Here is a 17,835-nt window from a genome sequence, read left to right as displayed (position 1 = left end):
CCTCAGAGGTGCTTCCATGTTATTTCCAAATGATTTTACTGATAATTTTGATTTCATATTGCAATTATCTTTTTTTAGATTTATAATTACAATATTAACTACTTAATATCTAATGTTCCTTAATAACATGTATGTGAAAATAATATCTAACGTTCAAAGTCACTGATGATATTATCTAAGTATTTAAAAAAGCAAAAGTATAGAGTAGTTTTATTAAATTTAAAGGGAGATGTTTATTATGAATAACTTATTTGATTTAACTGGTAAAGTTGCCGTTATAACTGGAGCTTCAAGTGGAATTGGTGTTCAATTTGCAAAAGCTCTAGCTGATCAAGGTGCTGATATAGCAATACTTGCAAGAAGATATGATAAACTTGAACCATTATGTAAAGAAATTGAAAGCACAGGAAGAAAAGTTCTAGCTGTAAGATGTGATGTCACAAAAGAAGAAGATGTTAAATTAGCCGTAAAATCTATTATAGATAAATTCGGTAAAATTGATATCTTAATGAATAATGCTGGTGTTACTTCAATAGGTTCAGTAGATACACTAGAAGAAACTGAATGGGATAGAATTATAGATACAAATTTAAAAGGTGTGTTCTTAATGTCGAAACATGTAGTTCCTCATATGAAAGAACAAAAGTATGGCAAAATTATCAACACAGCCTCAGTTTGTGGACTTATAGGAAGTAAAGCTATTCCTCTTCATGCATATAATGCTTCAAAGGGTGCTGTGATTGCTTTAACAAAAGGTATGGGAACTTCACTTGCTCAATATGGTATAACTGTAAATGCAATTGCACCTAGCCTTTTTGAATCAGAAATGACAGAAAAGTCTTTATTTCAAAGTGACTATTTAAAATCATACAATATGTTGTGTCCAGCTGGAAGACCTGGTATGACTGGAGAATTAAATGGAGCTGCAATATACTTTGCCTCCGATGCTTCTAGCTATACCACTGCTCAAATATTATTTGTAGATGGTGGTTGGACATCCGTTTAGTATTTTTCAAAAAATAAAAAGGTAGCTTAATAAATAAATTTTATTAAGCTACCTTTTTTATTTGTATTTCATTACTAATTTCAAACCCTAATTAAAAGAACTTACCTTTATAAAACAAGATAAGTTCTCAAAAACTAATAATTTCTATGAGATAGATCTATTAAATTATTAAAAACATATAAAAATATTTTGTTGTAAAATATTCTCATGTCATCTTATATTTACTTAATCATTATTTCTTAGTTTCCTTACAGATAACAATAATAATACTACAGATATACCTAATAATAGTAATATATAATTCATAACATAAGATAATCTTTCTCCATATAAAACTTCACTGCTAGCTACATTAATCCAAGTAGTAGGTATAAATTCTGATATTTTTTTTAAAAAACTTGGCATGATCTCTCTTGGCCAAAAGCATCCTCCAAGCATAGCAAAAGGTATATTAATAACTGCACTTATGGCTCCTGATTGTCTTAGATCGTTAGAATGAGTTGCTATAAATAATCCTAAAGACACAGTAAACACTGCAAATATTATAAATAATACTAATATACTAAACGGAGTATCTCCTAAATTAAACTTAAATAAATACTTCATAAAAGAAAAGAATAATATAACCTGAAATACTGATATAGTTAAAAAGCTTAAAAGATTTTCTACAATATACCTTCCTCTAGTCAAGGGAGTGGTAAAATATCTTGTAAATAAGTTCTTTTCTTTATCCTTTATTAACATGTTAGTAGTAGAAGTAGTTAGAAACAGCATATTTAGCACTATAAACCCAAGTGCTGCTGAGGTTTTAGATTTATTTCCTTCCCCCTTATCAACACTTTCATATTGAACCTTATAGCTTCCCTCTTCATAATATTTTATTCCTTTGTAAAACTCTTCCTCACTACCCTTAGATACTGAAGCTATCTTTTTTATATTATTTAAATATCCATCTAAATAAAGTTTTATGGACATTGCTGCGTTTCCTTCTTTTACTTCATAACTTTCTAAAGAAACATCCTTACCATTAATTATATCCAGAATAAAACCTTTTGGTATAACAATTGCATAATCTACATCGTTATTCACAAGGCTATTTTGAATGTTTTCCTCATCCTCCAAAATCACTGTGCCCTTAGTTTTTATGTTTTCTATAAGCTTGTTTGAAAACTCTGTCTTATCTTTATCTACAACTGCAATCTTTAAAGGTTCAGTTCCATTAGAACCTGAAAAAGCTATAATCATAAATATAATAGGCAAGACAAGTATAAACAATAAATTTATCTTATTTTTAAATAATCTTTTTAAATTTGTTAAATAAATAGTCATTACACTATGTCCCTCCTTCCGGAAATCTTAGCTCCTATAAATAGGATAAATGTAAATACCCAAATCCCCAATATGCTAAATAGCACCTCTTTTGAATCTGCACCATAAATACTTTTAAATATAGCATTTTGAGCTAAATAATTTGGTGTCATACGTGATAACTTTCCAAGTATGCCATCACCAAAATCTATCTTTACAAAACCTCCGCCTAAAAATGTAAGTATAGGCACTAAGATATTTAAAATAGCTAATCCATACAACCCCTTCTTAGTTGCCATACAAACAAATATTCCAAGCATAGTGGACATAATTGCAAGCGATAAAATTGTTATGAATATTACGCCTAAATTATTACCAAAATTAACATTAAACATAAACCTTGATACAAGCAATAATACTAAAGCTTGCCACAAGAGAGTAAATACTACACCTATGCCTTCTCCAAGGAACATTTCCCAAAGCTTTACAGGTGATGACTTAACCCTTCCACCAACCACACTATAATAATCCTTATCTATAGCAAAATTTGCATATATAGCTCCGAACATCATAATCATTATAAGCATAGTTACAGCATAGTAATCTATAGCTGTAGGCTTTTTACCTAAAACACTTACTACCTTAGAATCTATATTGTTATATTCTTTTATAGAAAAGTCCCTAGCCTTTAAATTAGCTAAAGCTTCAAAACTGTTGGCCTTATCTGCATAAGATTCCATGATGCCTTTAACTATAGATACCTTTAAAGCATTATAGTCACTCCCAATTACTTTAAATTTACCTTCTATATTTTCATCATATATAATCAAAGCCTCGTATTGTTTCTTTTCAATAAGCTTTTTGGCTTCCTCTACATCCTCTATTTTAGTTGGTGCTATAATATCTGAAAGTTCTTTTAAGTTTATAAACTTTTCAAAATTATCTCCATTAACTCCGCTAGTATTATTAACATATAATACATTTACCTGTCCTATGTTTTTAGCAGTAAATTCATCACTACTTCCTAGGGCATTACCTAATATAGCTATCAATATAATAGGTATTACTAGCATAGACACTAATGATTTTTTGTCTCTTATATATTGAATTATTCTATATTTAGCTATCACAAGAAAATTCATAGCCCTCTCCTCCTTTAATCTCTTAGCTTTTTACCTGTTAAGTCTAAAAATACTTCTTCTAAAGTTATATTGCTTCCATCTTCTTTACTAACAAGTGACTTTAATTCTTCTTTACTTCCCCTTGCAATAATCTTTCCGTTATCCATTATACAGATATCTGTGCATATAGCTTCTACTTCTTCCATATAATGAGATGTGTATATTATAGTGGATCCTTGCTCATTTAGTTTCTTTACTGTTTCTAATATATTGTTTCTTGATTGAGGATCAATTCCAACCGTAGGTTCATCCATTATTATTAATCTAGGCTTATGAACAATTGCACAAGCTATATTTAATCTTCTTTTCATACCACCTGAAAACTTTGTAGGAAAATCTGACTTTCTATCCCACAACCCTACAAATTCTAATGTTTCTTTTACTGAAGCCTTTAACTTTTCACCTTTAAGTCCATATAATCTTGCAAAAAATGTTACATTCTCGTAGGCAGTTAAATCATCTACTAAGGCTAAATCTTGTGGTACTACCCCCATATTCTTTTTTATTTCAAGAGAGTCTTTCTTTACATCCTTATCAAAGATTTTTACATCCCCTGTAAATTTAGTATATATACCACTTAAAACACTTATAGTTGTAGTTTTTCCTGCGCCATTAGGTCCTAAAAGCCCAAAAATTTCACCTTCCTTTATGTTTAATTCCTGTATATCTACTGCTTTAAAATCTTTATAACTCTTTTCTAAATTCTTTATACTTATTATCATAATTAAATCATTTCCTTTCTTCATCAAAACTTAAAACTTAGATAATAAAAGTTTCTCTTTATCTTACTATTTTATTTTGCTCCTTCTAATAATAATTATCAAGCACTATTTAGTATTAACCAATCTTATTTTTATAAATTAAGCTCTTCATACTTTTATATACTTACAAATTATCTTATTCTATATATAATTTAGAGATACAATATTTTTAATGTTATCTATTAAACTTAAAAATATTAACCTATTGCCTGCTTAAATATATTCATTATGTACTAAAGTTAAAGAAGCCATTTATAATTTAAATGGCTTCTTTAACACACTAAAATCTTTTACTTATATAACTTTTTAAAATCCTCAGTAGACTTTACAAGTTCACTTAAAGTTCCTGGTTCCATGCCTGAATGGCCAGCATCTTTAATTATTTCAAGTTTTGACTTAGGCAATAATTTATGGAGTTTGAAAGCCGCTGAAACACGACAATCCATATCATATCTTCCATGAACTATTCTGCAAGGTATTTCCTTTATCTTATAAACATTTTCTAATATATAATTATCAGATTCATTAAACATATTGTTTATAAAATAATGACACTCTGTTCTCGCCATAGAAAGAGCTAAGCCCGACTCACCAAACTTATTTATGGACTCTTCATCAGGAATTAAATTAACAATATTTCCTTCCCAAACACTCCATGCTTTTGCAGCCTTTAGTCTTTCATCCTCATTGTCACAAGTTAACCTCTTGTAATAAGCTTCGATCATATTCCCTCTTTCACATTCAGGAATTAAATTAAGGTAATCCTCCCATTTATCAGGATAAATTTCTGATGCTCCTTCTTGATAAATCCAATCAATTTCAGCTTTTGTACCAAGAAATATTCCTCTTAAAATAAGTCCTAAAACCATTTTAGGATAATGAATTGCATAAGTTAATGCTAAAGTAGTACCCCAGCTTCCCCCTAAAACCACCCATTTATCAATATTTAAATGTTTTCTTAACTTTTCAATATCAAGCACCAAATTTTCTGTTGTGTTTTCCCTTAATTCTGCATGTGGAGTACTTTTACCTGCACCACGCTGATCAAATAAAATAACTCTATAAAAATTTGGATCAAAGTACCTTCTATAAGCATCACTTAATCCGCCACCCGGTCCTCCATGCAAAAATAATATTGGTTCGCCCTTTGGATTTCCAACTTCTTCATAATAAAGCGTATGTAAATCGGAAACCTTTAGCATCCCATTATTATATGGCTGAATTTCAGGAAACAATTCTTTTCTTTGCATAATACAACTCCCCTTTACTTTATTTACTTTAATTATATCATACAGAGCTTTTTAAAGTATTTCTACATTTTAATATTGTAACTAATAAATTTAGTGTTTTTTGTATAAAACAATTAATTTATAAAAAGAGATTAAATTGATATTTGTATAAACCTCCTCTTATTTGATATAATTTAAATGTAACTCACTTTTTAAAGTAATAATCCAACATAACTAGATAATCTTAATAAGTATAATACAATAATAAATCATTACTGTGGAGGTAATTAAATGGATAAGCTTTTTTACGAAGACCAATATATAAAAGATTTTACTGCTGAAATAATTGATATAAAAGACATAGATAATAAATTTCATGTATCCCTAGATAAAACGGCTTTTTTCCCAGGTGGTGGTGGTCAACCTCACGATTTAGGATTTATAGAAAATCATGAAGTTATAGATGTATACGAAAAAGAAGGTATTATATATCATGTTGTAGAAAAAAGGCCAATTAAAATACATAGGGTTAAGTGTTCTATAAATTGGAATAAAAGACTAGATGGTATGCTTCAACATTTCGGTCAGCATGTTCTTTCTGGATGCTTTTTCAAACTATTTAATGCAAATACTGTAGGATTTCACCTAGGGTCTGATATTAGTACCGTAGATATTGAAGGGAATCTTACTGAAGAGCAAATAAGAAAAGCTGAAATCCTTGCTAATGATATTATTGAAGAGAATATCATTGCTGAATTCTTCATACCTTCAAAAAAAGAACTTAAAAATTTAAAATTAAGAAGAGCTCTCCCAAAAACAAATGATGAAATAAGAGTTGTCAAAATAGGAGATTTAGATATAAATGCATGTTGTGGTGTCCATCCTAGCTCCACCTTAGAACTTAGAATGATAAAAATAAAAAGGTGGGAGAAAAATAAAAATGCCACAAGAATAGAATTTTTAGCTGGAAGACGAGCAGTAGACTATTGTTTTAAAAAAGACAAATTTTCTCACGATCTTTGCAGACATTTAAGCTGCAATGAAGACGAGGCTACAAATGCCATCAAGAATTTAAATGATAACTTAAAATCAGCTCTAGATAGTAATAAAAAGTTAAAAATCGATCTTCAAAGTTATCAAATTAAAGAAATCCTAGAAGACTCAGAAAAGGTAGGAAACTTTAATGTTATAAATAAAATATATGTTGATGATGACCTAAAGTATATAAGTAAATTAACCTCAAAGCTTGTAGAACATGAAAATACTATAGCGCTTATTGTAGTAACTTCAAAGGAAAGAGCTAATTTAATATTTGCATCTTCAAAGAATGTTAAAAGCTTAAACATGAATGATCTTTTAAAGGATTCTATAAGCCTTATAGATGGAAAAGGTGGCGGTAGTAACTTTTTAGCTCAAGGTGCTGGTAAAAACAATAATAATCTCCAGTCAGTTATTGATTACGCATCTAGAAAGGTAAAAATCATTTTAAAAAATCCATAAAATAACTTTTAAATAATATTTTTCATATATAAATTAAATTATATTGTGTCAGTTATGAACTAAAGGAATATATTGTAATTGTATAAGGAATAAATAAGGAGATAAATATAATTATGTTTTATATGGAAGACCCTGAAGATTCTAGACTTAGTTCAGACTGTATAACACAGAAAAAATGTATTCCACAAGAAACTGTAATAACTAATGTTAGGCTTGCTGCAGCATATGTTCCATACCAAAAGCTATGTACTCTTTTTTCACCTATTGAATCACTTAAAAGAGGTACTGCTTTTCCGGAACTTTACAGTCCCTTTGAAGGGGAAAATAAAAAAGGTGTTAAATTAAGTAAGAGTGAAAAGGGAGGTTGCTATGAAAGGTGAAATAGATAGAATGGAACTTTTAAAACTAATTACTATTTCAAGTTTTATGAAAGAAGACCTTTCTTTGTATCTTAATACTCATCCAATGGATGAAAAGGTTATTACAAGATATAACTTCCACGTAATGGAATCAAAGGCCTTAAAAGAAAGGTATGAGATGAATTATGGAATGATATCCGAACATGACTCTTGTAGTCCTTGCCCTTGGCAGTGGATAGACCAACCTTGGCCTTGGGAATATGAGGCTAATTTTAGATTTCATAAGGAGGGAGTATAACTTATGTGGACATATGAGAAGTTTTTACAATATCCTATTAAAATAAAGAATCCTAATCCTAAAATGGCAAAAGTAATTATAACTCAATACGGTGGCCCCGATGGCGAACTTGCTGCGTCGCTTAGATACTTAAGCCAACGATTCACTATGATTACTCCTGAAGCTATAGCCACATTAAATGATATTGGCACAGAGGAATTAGCCCATTTAGAAATGGTTGGTTCCATGGTCCGTCAATTAATGAAGGGTGCAAGCATTGAAGAAATTGAGGCGCAGGGTATGGGTGCTTATTTTGCCGATCATGGTAGAGGGATATATCCTGCAAGTGCTTCCGGTGTACCATTTAACGCTGCCTATATTCAGTCTAAAGGTGATCCAATTGTAGACCTTACAGAAAACTTAGCAGCAGAACAAAAGGCAAGAGCTACTTATGAGTATTTAATAACTATGGCGGATGATCCTGATGTAATAGAACCTTTAAAGTTTTTAAGAGAGAGAGAAGTTGTACACTATCAAAGATTTGGAGAAGCTCTTAGAATTGTTCAAGAAAAGTTACAAGAACCACGCCTATATATGATGAAATAATTATCTTTTTGAGTTTAAAACAAATTTTAAATTAATATTGAGATTTATAATATATATCTCAACATAGTAAACCTGCCACCTTTACGTGGTGGGTTTTGTTTTTCTAAATATTAGGTTAAAATTACATATGGCTATATAAGGGAAATCATCTAAACTAAAACTTTAAATTTAGAAACATAAGCTACACGCATCATTTGTTAATATAATGAAAGAACTGCATAATAAATATTTTTAATTTTATAATTGACAAAACATTCTTGAAATATTACAATGTTAAATATACAATATTAAAATTATAATAATATTTCTATATGAAAGGAGATGTTTTTAATGAATATGATTTTAAGGGTGATTATAATTTAAAACTAAATATGGGCAAGAGGTGACCTTAGAGGATAGTATATCCTTTGTTTGCGTTGCATTTTGCAGTAATATATAACCTTTCATAATATACTGCCTATAAAGGATAAGTAGCGCGACAGGTAGGTCGTGTTTTTTTGTACCCGTAGATAGCAGCCAAATTTAGAAGGCTATTATCTACGGTATTTTTATGCCCATTTTTAGAATGTAAACATATTAAAAAGGGAGTGATTTGATAATGGATAATATAAATATTGAATGTTATGGCTATACGGAATTTTATAAAAAGCAAATAGAATGATTTACTATAGAGTATAAGGATTTAATACCAGCAAGAATAATAGAGGTGCATAGAAATCAATACACCATTGTAACAAAGTTCAAAGAAAGCAGCGCTAAGCTAAAAGGTTCATTGTTCTATAATGATGAACAAAATATTATATACCCTGCCATAGGAGATTTTGTATTAGTAAAATATAATGACCAAGGTGAATCTATTATTTACAAAGTATTTGAAAGAAAAAGCAAGTTTTCACGTATGGACTCATTTTATGAGAAGGAACAAGTTGTAGCAACTAATTTTGATTATGTTTTTATTATAACCTCTCTTAATAATGATTTTAATGTTAAGAGGATAGAAAGGTATATAACTGTATCTTTTGAAAGCGGAGGTATGCCTATAATTATTCTAACAAAATCTGATTTATGTAGTAACTGTAGTTATTATAAAACGTTGCTTGAAAAAATAGCTATAGGAATTCCAATATTAACAGTCAGCTCAATTACAGGAGATGGGATTTGTGAAATCCAAAATTATATTAAGCCTTCAGAAACAATTGTATTCCTTGGATCCTCTGGTGTTGGGAAGTCTTCACTTGTAAATGCTATTGCAGGCGAAGAAATTATGAAGGTAAATCATATAAGAGAAGATGATAGTAAGGGTCGTCACACCACAACTCACAGGCAACTTATTATGCTTAAAAATGGCGCTATGATAATTGATACTCCAGGAATGAGAGAACTTGCTATGTGGGATGTATCTGATGGACTTAATTCAGCCTTCGATGATATTAAAGAGCTAGAAAGTGAATGTAAATTCAGCAACTGTACCCATAAATCAGAACCTGGATGTAAGGTGAAGTCTGCATTAGAAAGTGGAGATCTTTCAATAAAAAGATGGGAAAATTATATGAAACTAAAAAAAGAAGATAAATTTTCAAAATGGAAAGAAAGTATTAAAAACAGAAGTAAATCTAAAAAAAGATATAAAGAACACAGATAATAAAGAAACACATGTGTTTATATATATTCGTTAATCATTTATCATTATTAACTTATATTATGGTATAATAAAATTAATTAAGAAATACAACATAATATAAAACAATATGCAGGAGGTACAATTTATGAGTTTTAAAATTACGAATAATGTAACTTGGGTAGGTAAAATTGATTGGGAACTAAGGAACTTTCATGGAGATGAATATTCAACTCATAGAGGATCTTCTTATAACTCTTATCTAATAAAAGGTAAAAAGAACGTACTTATAGATACTGTATGGGAACCCTTTGCAAAAGAGTTTATAGAAAACCTAAAAAAGGAAATAAATTTAGAAGACATTGATTACATCATAGCAAATCATGGGGAGGTTGATCACAGTGGTGCATTACCATTACTCTTAAAAGAGATACCTAATGTACCCGTTTACTGTACAGCTAATGGGGCAAAAATATTAAAAGCACATTATCATGAAGATTGGAACTTTGTTGAAGTTAAGACAGGAGACTCATTAGATATTGGTGATGAAAAGCTAACATTTGTTGAAGCAAGAATGCTTCACTGGCCAGATAGCATGATGACTTATATGAGCGGAGATAACATATTATTTAGTAATGATGCCTTTGGTCAACATTATGCTTCAGACTTAATGTATAATGATTTGGTAGATCAATCAGAATTATACCAAGAAGCTATAAAATATTATGCAAATATTTTAACACCATTTAGCCCTATTTTAACAAAGAAGATAGAAGAAATTTTAAGCTTTAACCTTACAGTTAATATGATAGCCCCAAGTCACGGAATCATATGGAGAGATAATCCATCTCAAATTATTGAAAAATATATGGATTGGGCTAAGGGTTATTCAGAAAATGAAATTGTTATAGTATATGATACTATGTGGAATGCCACTAGAAAGATGGCTGAAGCTATAGCAGATGGAATAAAGTCTGTAGATAAAGATGTAACTGTAAAGTTATTTAATGCAGCACATTCAGATAAGAATGATATAATCACAGAAATGTTTAAATCTAAAGCAATATTAGTAGGATCATCCACAGTAAATAAAAGCATAATGTCAGCCACTGGAGGAATTTTAGATATGATAAAAGGCCTTGGCTTAAAAAATAAAAAAGCCGCTGCCTTTGGTTCTTATGGATGGAGTGGAGAGTCTGTATCATTATTAAATGAGAGACTAAAAGGCGCTAAACTTGAACTTGTAAATGACGGAATAAAAGAACTTTGGAATCCAGATGTAGAAGGTTTAAAAAGATGTAAAGAGTTTGGAGTAGACTTTAGTAAAAAGTTATAATATAAAAAAACTATGAATTAGATATCAAGTGATTCTTAGACTCGGGTGGAGTTTGCTTATAAGTAATATATCTCTCCATTCGAGTCTTAGAAGAACTTATAAAGGGTCGTAGCAGCCGTCATCCCCCACCTTGAAGAAAAGAGGGGCGTTACGGATGGTAGCCATGGAATAAAATTTTAAAGCAAATATAATAATCTAAAAGCCCTAATATTAGAGTTCGTCTACCTTTAGAGCTACAAAGATTAGGGATCTTAAAGCATCTATATTCAAGTATGCACTTATTATCGCCATTATTTTATATGGCGTAGATTCTTTTTCAGGTTTTTTTATAGCATTGATAATTCCAATGACAAGCGTTAATGGTGTGATAAATACTGCAATTTCACCAAGTCCCCCCATTAATTTTAATATTTCCATCATGTAAACTCTCCTTTCAGAAATTAAAACGTTGTATTTTATAGGGTTGCAACCTTCTCAAAATTACGATTGCTGCAACCTTTATAAATATTATTAATTATTCTTTCCACACTACTTCAAATTCTTCACAAACAATCATCATGTTTTCAGAAAAATCTAAATTATATGTTTTGAATTCCTTTGAAAAAAAATCTTTATGTACCATTCTCCAATATGATATGGAGCAATCCCCTTCACCCTCTTTAAAAGCATGACTTTCTGACACTTCCCCAAATGGGCAAGTATAAACTTTAATTGTTTGGGTTATACAAACAGCATTATTATCAGAGTCTAAAATAATATTCAAACCACCTATTGGTGGCAATGGGCTGTTATCAATTACTATTGTTTACTAATATTTTTCAGATAACTTTTCATATAATCTCCACTTCTGTGGTTATCCATTATTTCCGAAGTACTCAGTTATTTCTTCAATTATCTTGTCTTTTTAATTTTAAAAAAATGTCGAATAAAAACTTTCTTCATTATTTTTATTTGATACTTTAACCACTGCAACAACATTATAGTCCTTTGATATTACTTTTTCTATTGTAACAATTCTCAGTCCTTAATTTACTTTTTAAAATGTATTAGCAATTGTAACCATCGGATAGACTCTTAACCATAATTAAGCATGGATTTTCTTCTCCCCATATTTCTTTTATCTCTTCCAAGGGATAAAATCCTAATTTATTGTAAAACCTCCTAGTATTTTTGTAGTGCTTGTCTGGATGAGATTCCCCTAAAGTTTTTACCATAAGAAACTTAACTTTGCTGTTAATTAATACTTGCTGTGATGTTTCTAGAAGCATTTTACCAATACCACCATTATGATATTCCTTTTTTATTCCTATAACATATATCTCTTATGTATAACTATTATTTGATTTTATACTTATGAATCCAATTGCTGTATTTGAATCATATGCAACATAATAATCAGTATTTTTTACCCCATTTACATATTCAACTATTGCTTCTTCTATACCGAACCACTCTGGTAATTCTCTTAATATAGAATTTGTAATGGTTTGTTTCTCATCATTATTTATTAATTTACTTATTTTAATCATATAGCCTCCTCCTTGTAACAAAGGATAGTGTTAACCCCATACTAAATATATCATAAATAATGGATTAAATTCTAAATTTATAATGAAATATTATAGTAACTTAGATAAAGTAAGCTCTATGCTAAATCCAACGGAATAATAGATATATTACAAAGGTTATTTACAGAGGTACTATTATATTTTATAAACGTATCTATATATATACCCTATATTTTCAATATATTTCTGCTATAATTAAATAAGAGTAATTAAACATGTCTGGTGTTACAATTGCTTAATAAGACTAACCTTTAGTTATTCTAAACATCAAAAATTATATAAAATCAAAGTTCCAATTCACAAACTTATTATTGAAAGCGAGGATATGTTAAATGAAAAATAAAGTTATTTTTATACTTTTGATAAGTGCTATAATTACTGGTTTATTTTCTCCAGTAAGCGTAAGGGCAAAGGATGAAAATAAACGTATAGTAACCTTAGGTGCTGATTTAACAAATGACCAAAGACTTCAGATGCTAAAAAGATTTGAGGTAACAGAAAACCAAATAGAAAAAGATGAAATTAAAGAAGTGGAAGTAACTATACAAGATATAAGAGAGCAACTCGGTATGGATACTAGTAAGCCTGTAGCTAAGGGCAGCGTTTCTATTTCTAGCTGTTATGTAGAAGTTTTGCCTAAAGGAAAGGGTATAAGTGTAACCACAAATAATTTAACAGAAGTAAATAAGAACATGCTATCTAATGCCATTGTGACCTCTGGAATAACCGATGCAAAGGTAATAGCAGATGCTCCATATAAGGTAACAGGAACTGCTGCACTTGCAGGTATACTAAAGGGATTCGAACAATCTATGGGTAAGGAATTACCTTTAGAAAATAAAGAGGTAGCAAGAGATGAAATAAATGTAACTAAATCTTTAGGAAATGAAATAGGACCAGATAAAGCTGCTTCATTAATAAATGATGCAAAAACAGAAGTTATAAAAGAAAAACCTAAAGATAAAGAAGAGATAGTAGGAATAGTAGACAAGACTGCTGATAGATATGATGTTAAGCTATCCGAAAGCCAGCAACAAAGCATAACAGATCTTTTAACAAAATTAAATGATTTAGATTTAAACTATAAAGACCTCAAAGGCACTTTATCTAAGTTGAATGATACAATGACAAAAAGTTTAGAAAAGTCAGGAGTTATATTACAGGAAAATAACACTATATTAAAAAAGATTTCCAGGCAACTAGATAGGTTTGGAAGCTTTATTAAAGGAATATTTAATAAAGACTCAATAGAAAATATAGAACCTGCTGATATAGAAACTAAAAAGACACAAATTAAAGATACCATAGATGATCTAATTGAAAAAGTACCAGCAAAGTAAAATTTAATTAAACATTTAAAAAGACTATGAATTTAGATATGTATTCTAAATTCATAGTCTTTTTATATTATACTATTTGCTTGACTTCATAGCGGATACTTCTGCAGCCATGATGTATTCTCCAACCTTTAGCTTATGTCCCCATTTTTCAGCATATTCTTTTGATACCTTTTTTGTAGTTATATTAATGTCATTAAAACCAGCCTTTTGTAAATAATCTTTTAATTCTTCCACGGAAGATGCGCCGGTAACTCATCCACAGTAAAGTTTTTCATCTTGCTTCATTTCAGATGTTAATTCTTTCATAAGAACTATATCAGAGATTGCAACTCTGCCACCTTCTTTTAGCACCCTATAAGCTTCATTATAAACCCTTTGCTTATTTGGCGATAGATTTATAACGCAATTAGAGATGATTACATCTGCTATATTATCAGCCACAGGCAGATTTTCGATTTCACCTAATCTAAAGTCTACATTTTTATATTGGTGTTTTTTACAACTTCGTCTTGCACTAGTTATCATCTCAGGTGTCATATCTACCCCTATAATATATCCATTATCTCCAACCTTTTTTGAAGCTAAAAAGCAATCAAAGCCTCCACCACAGCCAAGATCTATAACGGTTTCACCTGACTTTATCTTAGCTATTAGTTGAGGATTACCACATCCAAGTCCCATATTAGTCTCCTCTGGCGCCCCTAATATCTCTTCATCAGAATAACCTATTTTGCGAGAAATCTCTAAGGCGGACTTTTTTAATGATAACTCATCACTATCACAACAGCCAGATTTTTTTGAATTAGATATAGCAATCTTTTTATAACTATCACGAACTAAATTTCTAACATCTATTTTTTTAATATCACTCATTTTACAATCCCCTTTTAATATCACGAATAGTTTAGGCTATACGTATTTATCCGATGGCTACCATCCGTAACACCCCTATCCTCTTCAAGGTTGGGATGACGGCCGCTACGCCCCTGGATAAGTTCTTCTAAGACTTTGATGGAGAGATGTATTCCTTATAAGTAAACTCCACATGAGTCTAAGAATCACTTGATTTAAATTCTTCTAAAGTTGATAAAATATCTAAAACTTTATAATCTACAATACTATAATGAGTCCACATGCCTCTTTTTTCAGATCTTAAAATGTTAGCTTCTTTTAAAATTTTAAGGTGTTGAGATAAGTTAGACTGACTAAACTCTACATCTTCATTTAACTTACATACACAAAGCTCCCCTAAAGATAATTTTTTCACTATTTTTAATCTTATAGGATGGGCCAAGGCTTTAAGAATCTTAACTTCATTTTCCATAAAAATCTCCTAACCCTTATTTCAAATAGGTATAATGTTGTGACTATATAAGCATATGATTAAATAGTAATATAGTGTTAAAGCTTTGTCAATAGTTAAAAAACAAATTATTATATTTTGTTTTTTAATGTTTTATCCTTATATTTTAGTGTATAAAAGTATAACTACTGTGGTATTGAAAATTAAGAGTATGCCTATAATTCAAGTTTTATGATATAATTTATAGAATGTAACCAAATACTTTTCTTTGAAAGTATAGTATGTTACAAAACTTAAAGTAAAGAGGGAGAATATATTTTGATAGGAACTAAAAGAGATAACATAAAGATAGGATCAAAGGTAACAGTAGTACAAAAGCAAGATCAGCGCTCTGGAAAGCTTACAGAAGGAACTGTTAAAAGAATCCTTACAAATTCACAAAATCATCCACGTGGGATAAAAGTAATGTTAGAAAACGGTATTGTAGGAAGGGTAACGGAAGTATTTTAATTAATATAAAGTACCCTAGAGTAATAGTTAATCTAACTACTGTTCTAGGGTACTTTAATAATTTAATAGAATCTATTTTAAATCACTTTAAAATACTAAATTTAACTACATATTACTATCATCAACAGCATCTAACCACTGTTTAACTGGTGTTATAACACTTTCGATGCATCCATCTTTAAATGGATTATTTAAATTCGCATACTTAGTAAGTTCTAAGAAGGACTTGCTCCCGCCAACTTTACATAATCTTAAATAATCTTCCCATGCCAATTCTTTGTTTTCATTAAATTTAACCCAAAACTGCAATGCACAAACCTGGGCTAATGTATAGTCTATATAATAGAAAGGTGACTCAAATATATGTCCTTGCCTAAACCAATATCCACCATTATTTAGGAATTCACTATCTTCATAGTCCTTACTTGGTAAATATTTTGCTTCGATTTCTCTCCAAGCCTTTTTTCTTTCTTCTGGTGTGGCCGCTGGGTTTTCATACACAAAATGTTGGAATTCATCTACTGTAACTCCATAAGGTATAAATGTTAGCGCACTACCTAAATGAGTGAATTTATATTTAAGTTCATCTTCTTTAAAGAATAACTTCATCCAAGGCCATGTAATAAATTCCATACTCATTGAATGTATTTCTGCAGCTTCATAGGTTGGAAATTCATATTCTGGCACTTCAAGATCTCTACTAGAATAAACTTGGAAAGCATGTCCAGCTTCGTGAGTAAGTACATCTACATCTCCAGATGTTCCATTAAAGTTAGAAAATATAAATGGAGCTTTGTACTTTCCAATGAAGGTGCAATAACCTCCCCCAGCTTTACCTTTCTTACTTACCAAATCCATAAGTTCGCCTTCTACCATAAAGTTGAAGAACTCATTAGTTTCTGGCGACAATTCTTTGTACATTTGTCTTCCATTATTTAAAATCCAATCTGAATCTCCCTTAGGTACAGCATTTCCACTTAAGAATTTTAACGGTTCATCATAATATTTAAGACTTTCAAGACCTAATCTTTTAGCTTGTCTTTTCTTTAATTCTTCTGCTACTGGCACTATATAATCTAGTACTTGCTTTCTATAATTTGCTACCATAGTTGAATCATAATCCGATCTCATCATTCTTATATATCCAAGCTCTACGTAATTATTATATCCTAGCTTTTTAGCTATTCTATCCCTTACCTTAACTAATTTATCATATATTTCATCAAACCTTTTTTCATTTTCTACATAAAAGTTAGTAGAAGCTTCGTAAGCTTTCTTTCGCATTTCTCTATCCTTTGATTGTATAAAAGGATCAAGTCCTGCTAAGTTTCTTTCTTCTCCTTCAAACATTATCTTAGCTGAAGCTTTAAGCTTACCATATTCAGTTGAAAGCTTGTTTTCTTCTTGAAGATCACCTATTATTTCGGGTTTAAATGTCTTTAGCTGCATTTGTGCTAAAGTAAATAATTGTTTGCCCCATTTCTCTTCTAATTCCTTTTTAAATTTAGAATTTACTAAAACCTTATAATAATTTGATATAATTCCTTCATATATTGGCATAGATTCATCTATAAATTCTTGCTCTTTTTCATAAAACTCATCTACAGTATTAATAGAGTTTCTTATACCAACTAGTTGTGCCATAGAGTCTACTTCACTTCTTAAATGATTTATTTCCTTCATTATTTTATCTTGCTTTTCCATACTTTGAGCCTTTTCAAAATCTTCTATTAAGTGATTAAATGACTTTTCTAACTTATCCATATCTGGTCTTTCGTACTTATAATCTTTGAATTTTAACAATATACTTCCCCCTCTTATCTTTAAATTTTCCAATTAAAATAATATCCACAATAATTTTATCTTACCATATTTTCAGAACTTTGTGAATTTATACTTTTAATAATTAATAAAAGATATTTTCATTAGTCTA

General features: G+C 29.9%; 20 protein-coding genes. 9 read left to right on the top strand and 11 right to left on the bottom strand.

Features of this window, described 5'->3' with window-relative positions; all coding sequences use genetic code 11:
• The first annotated feature begins 238 nt into the window (after positions 1-238).
• The gene (locus tag BD821_RS00400) at positions 239-1,006 is read left to right on the top strand and encodes an SDR family NAD(P)-dependent oxidoreductase (protein WP_104408826.1); all 768 of its coding nucleotides are present in this window, start codon (positions 239-241) and stop codon (positions 1,004-1,006) included.
• 225 nt (positions 1,007-1,231) lie between these two features.
• On the opposite strand, the gene BD821_RS00395 is transcribed toward BD821_RS00400, so the two are convergent.
• The 4 genes from BD821_RS00395 to pip form a co-directional block, all read right to left on the bottom strand.
• Entirely contained in the window at positions 1,232-2,335 is a 1,104-nt protein-coding gene (locus tag BD821_RS00395; protein ID WP_104408825.1) for an ABC transporter permease, read from the bottom strand.
• Positions 2,335-3,456 carry an ABC transporter permease gene (locus BD821_RS00390; protein ID WP_104408824.1) on the bottom strand — a complete coding sequence of 374 codons (1,122 nt, stop codon included), beginning with the start codon at positions 3,454-3,456 and terminating at the stop codon, positions 2,335-2,337. Before BD821_RS00390 ends, BD821_RS00395 begins: the two co-directional genes overlap by 1 nt.
• A 14-nt stretch (positions 3,457-3,470) precedes the next feature.
• Entirely contained in the window at positions 3,471-4,241 is a 771-nt protein-coding gene (locus BD821_RS00385) for an ABC transporter ATP-binding protein (protein WP_243169642.1), read from the bottom strand.
• Between the two features lie 305 nt (positions 4,242-4,546).
• Positions 4,547-5,506: a prolyl aminopeptidase gene (gene pip / locus BD821_RS00380; protein ID WP_104408823.1), complete on the bottom strand. Its 960-nt coding sequence runs from the start codon at positions 5,504-5,506 to the stop codon at positions 4,547-4,549.
• 270 nt (positions 5,507-5,776) lie between these two features.
• Here pip and BD821_RS00375 point away from each other — a divergent pair, with 270 nt between their 5' ends.
• The 6 genes from BD821_RS00375 to BD821_RS00350 all read left to right on the top strand — a co-directional run bounded on the left by BD821_RS00375 (position 5,777) and on the right by BD821_RS00350 (position 11,181).
• Complete coding sequence (locus BD821_RS00375) at positions 5,777-6,985, top strand: alanyl-tRNA editing protein (RefSeq protein WP_104408822.1); 1,209 nt, start codon at positions 5,777-5,779, stop codon at positions 6,983-6,985.
• 113 nt (positions 6,986-7,098) lie between these two features.
• A complete protein-coding gene (locus BD821_RS00370) occupies positions 7,099-7,365 on the top strand; it encodes a spore coat associated protein CotJA (RefSeq protein WP_169993874.1) in 267 nt (88 codons plus the stop codon).
• Entirely contained in the window at positions 7,355-7,642 is a 288-nt protein-coding gene (locus BD821_RS00365) for a spore coat protein CotJB (RefSeq protein ID WP_029453564.1), read from the top strand. Before BD821_RS00370 ends, BD821_RS00365 begins: the two co-directional genes overlap by 11 nt.
• Before the next feature lie 3 nt (positions 7,643-7,645).
• A complete protein-coding gene (locus BD821_RS00360) occupies positions 7,646-8,227 on the top strand; it encodes a manganese catalase family protein (protein ID WP_104408821.1) in 582 nt (193 codons plus the stop codon).
• Positions 8,228-8,999: 772 nt separating this feature from the next.
• A complete protein-coding gene (gene rsgA, locus BD821_RS00355) occupies positions 9,000-9,869 on the top strand; it encodes a ribosome small subunit-dependent GTPase A (RefSeq protein ID WP_242971439.1) in 870 nt (289 codons plus the stop codon).
• A gap of 124 nt (positions 9,870-9,993) precedes the next feature.
• On the top strand, positions 9,994-11,181 hold the full coding sequence (locus BD821_RS00350) for an anaerobic nitric oxide reductase flavorubredoxin (RefSeq protein ID WP_104408820.1): 1,188 nt from the start codon (positions 9,994-9,996) through the stop codon (positions 11,179-11,181).
• A 210-nt stretch (positions 11,182-11,391) separates the two neighbouring features.
• Here BD821_RS00350 and BD821_RS00345 read toward each other — a convergent pair whose 3' ends face one another.
• The 4 genes from BD821_RS00345 to BD821_RS13605 form a co-directional block, all read right to left on the bottom strand.
• Positions 11,392-11,601: a hypothetical protein gene (locus tag BD821_RS00345; protein ID WP_104408819.1), complete on the bottom strand. Its 210-nt coding sequence runs from the start codon at positions 11,599-11,601 to the stop codon at positions 11,392-11,394.
• 94 nt (positions 11,602-11,695) lie between these two features.
• On the bottom strand, positions 11,696-11,977 hold the full coding sequence (locus BD821_RS00340; RefSeq protein ID WP_341456777.1) for an ASCH domain-containing protein: 282 nt from the start codon (positions 11,975-11,977) through the stop codon (positions 11,696-11,698).
• Positions 11,978-12,227: 250 nt separating this feature from the next.
• A complete protein-coding gene (locus tag BD821_RS13610; protein WP_242971438.1) occupies positions 12,228-12,449 on the bottom strand; it encodes an N-acetyltransferase in 222 nt (73 codons plus the stop codon).
• A gap of 54 nt (positions 12,450-12,503) precedes the next feature.
• The gene (locus BD821_RS13605; RefSeq protein WP_242971437.1) at positions 12,504-12,710 is read right to left on the bottom strand and encodes a hypothetical protein; all 207 of its coding nucleotides are present in this window, start codon (positions 12,708-12,710) and stop codon (positions 12,504-12,506) included.
• A gap of 371 nt (positions 12,711-13,081) precedes the next feature.
• Between BD821_RS13605 and BD821_RS00330 the strand changes: the two genes are divergently transcribed.
• Positions 13,082-14,089: a DUF1002 domain-containing protein gene (locus BD821_RS00330; protein WP_104408817.1), complete on the top strand. Its 1,008-nt coding sequence runs from the start codon at positions 13,082-13,084 to the stop codon at positions 14,087-14,089.
• Positions 14,090-14,161: 72 nt separating this feature from the next.
• Here BD821_RS00330 and arsM read toward each other — a convergent pair whose 3' ends face one another.
• On the bottom strand, positions 14,162-14,962 hold the full coding sequence (gene arsM, locus BD821_RS00325) for an arsenite methyltransferase (RefSeq protein ID WP_169993871.1): 801 nt from the start codon (positions 14,960-14,962) through the stop codon (positions 14,162-14,164).
• A 178-nt stretch (positions 14,963-15,140) separates the two neighbouring features.
• The gene (locus tag BD821_RS00320) at positions 15,141-15,413 is read right to left on the bottom strand and encodes an ArsR/SmtB family transcription factor (RefSeq protein ID WP_029450650.1); all 273 of its coding nucleotides are present in this window, start codon (positions 15,411-15,413) and stop codon (positions 15,141-15,143) included.
• Between the two features lie 297 nt (positions 15,414-15,710).
• Here BD821_RS00320 and BD821_RS00315 point away from each other — a divergent pair, with 297 nt between their 5' ends.
• On the top strand, positions 15,711-15,902 hold the full coding sequence (locus BD821_RS00315) for a YwbE family protein (RefSeq protein WP_104408815.1): 192 nt from the start codon (positions 15,711-15,713) through the stop codon (positions 15,900-15,902).
• Between the two features lie 105 nt (positions 15,903-16,007).
• On the opposite strand, the gene BD821_RS00310 is transcribed toward BD821_RS00315, so the two are convergent.
• Positions 16,008-17,666: a M3 family oligoendopeptidase gene (locus BD821_RS00310; RefSeq protein ID WP_104409102.1), complete on the bottom strand. Its 1,659-nt coding sequence runs from the start codon at positions 17,664-17,666 to the stop codon at positions 16,008-16,010.
• Between the last annotated feature and the right edge of the window lie 169 nt (positions 17,667-17,835).

It is taken from the genome of Clostridium algidicarnis DSM 15099 (assembly GCF_002934235.1).
Classification (GTDB): domain Bacteria; phylum Bacillota; class Clostridia; order Clostridiales; family Clostridiaceae; genus Clostridium_L; species Clostridium_L algidicarnis.
This window is presented reverse-complemented; position numbering and strand designations above follow the sequence as displayed.

What these genes read in the sequence shown, in the direction of transcription:
- BD821_RS00400 (WP_104408826.1), top strand. Translation starts at nt 239, where the DNA reads ATGAATAACTTATTTGATTTAACTGGTAAAGTTGCCGTTATAACTGGA.
- BD821_RS00395 (WP_104408825.1), bottom strand. Translation starts at nt 2,335, where the DNA reads ATGACTATTTATTTAACAAATTTAAAAAGATTATTTAAAAATAAGATA.
- BD821_RS00390 (WP_104408824.1), bottom strand. Translation starts at nt 3,456, where the DNA reads ATGAATTTTCTTGTGATAGCTAAATATAGAATAATTCAATATATAAGA.
- BD821_RS00385 (WP_243169642.1), bottom strand. Translation starts at nt 4,241, where the DNA reads ATGAAGAAAGGAAATGATTTAATTATGATAATAAGTATAAAGAATTTA.
- pip (WP_104408823.1), bottom strand. Translation starts at nt 5,506, where the DNA reads ATGCAAAGAAAAGAATTGTTTCCTGAAATTCAGCCATATAATAATGGG.
- BD821_RS00375 (WP_104408822.1), top strand. Translation starts at nt 5,777, where the DNA reads ATGGATAAGCTTTTTTACGAAGACCAATATATAAAAGATTTTACTGCT.
- BD821_RS00370 (WP_169993874.1), top strand. Translation starts at nt 7,099, where the DNA reads ATGTTTTATATGGAAGACCCTGAAGATTCTAGACTTAGTTCAGACTGT.
- BD821_RS00365 (WP_029453564.1), top strand. Translation starts at nt 7,355, where the DNA reads ATGAAAGGTGAAATAGATAGAATGGAACTTTTAAAACTAATTACTATT.
- BD821_RS00360 (WP_104408821.1), top strand. Translation starts at nt 7,646, where the DNA reads ATGTGGACATATGAGAAGTTTTTACAATATCCTATTAAAATAAAGAAT.
- BD821_RS00350 (WP_104408820.1), top strand. Translation starts at nt 9,994, where the DNA reads ATGAGTTTTAAAATTACGAATAATGTAACTTGGGTAGGTAAAATTGAT.
- BD821_RS00345 (WP_104408819.1), bottom strand. Translation starts at nt 11,601, where the DNA reads ATGATGGAAATATTAAAATTAATGGGGGGACTTGGTGAAATTGCAGTA.
- BD821_RS13610 (WP_242971438.1), bottom strand. Translation starts at nt 12,449, where the DNA reads ATGCTTCTAGAAACATCACAGCAAGTATTAATTAACAGCAAAGTTAAG.
- BD821_RS13605 (WP_242971437.1), bottom strand. Translation starts at nt 12,710, where the DNA reads ATGATTAAAATAAGTAAATTAATAAATAATGATGAGAAACAAACCATT.
- BD821_RS00330 (WP_104408817.1), top strand. Translation starts at nt 13,082, where the DNA reads ATGAAAAATAAAGTTATTTTTATACTTTTGATAAGTGCTATAATTACT.
- BD821_RS00320 (WP_029450650.1), bottom strand. Translation starts at nt 15,413, where the DNA reads ATGGAAAATGAAGTTAAGATTCTTAAAGCCTTGGCCCATCCTATAAGA.
- BD821_RS00310 (WP_104409102.1), bottom strand. Translation starts at nt 17,666, where the DNA reads ATGGATAAGTTAGAAAAGTCATTTAATCACTTAATAGAAGATTTTGAA.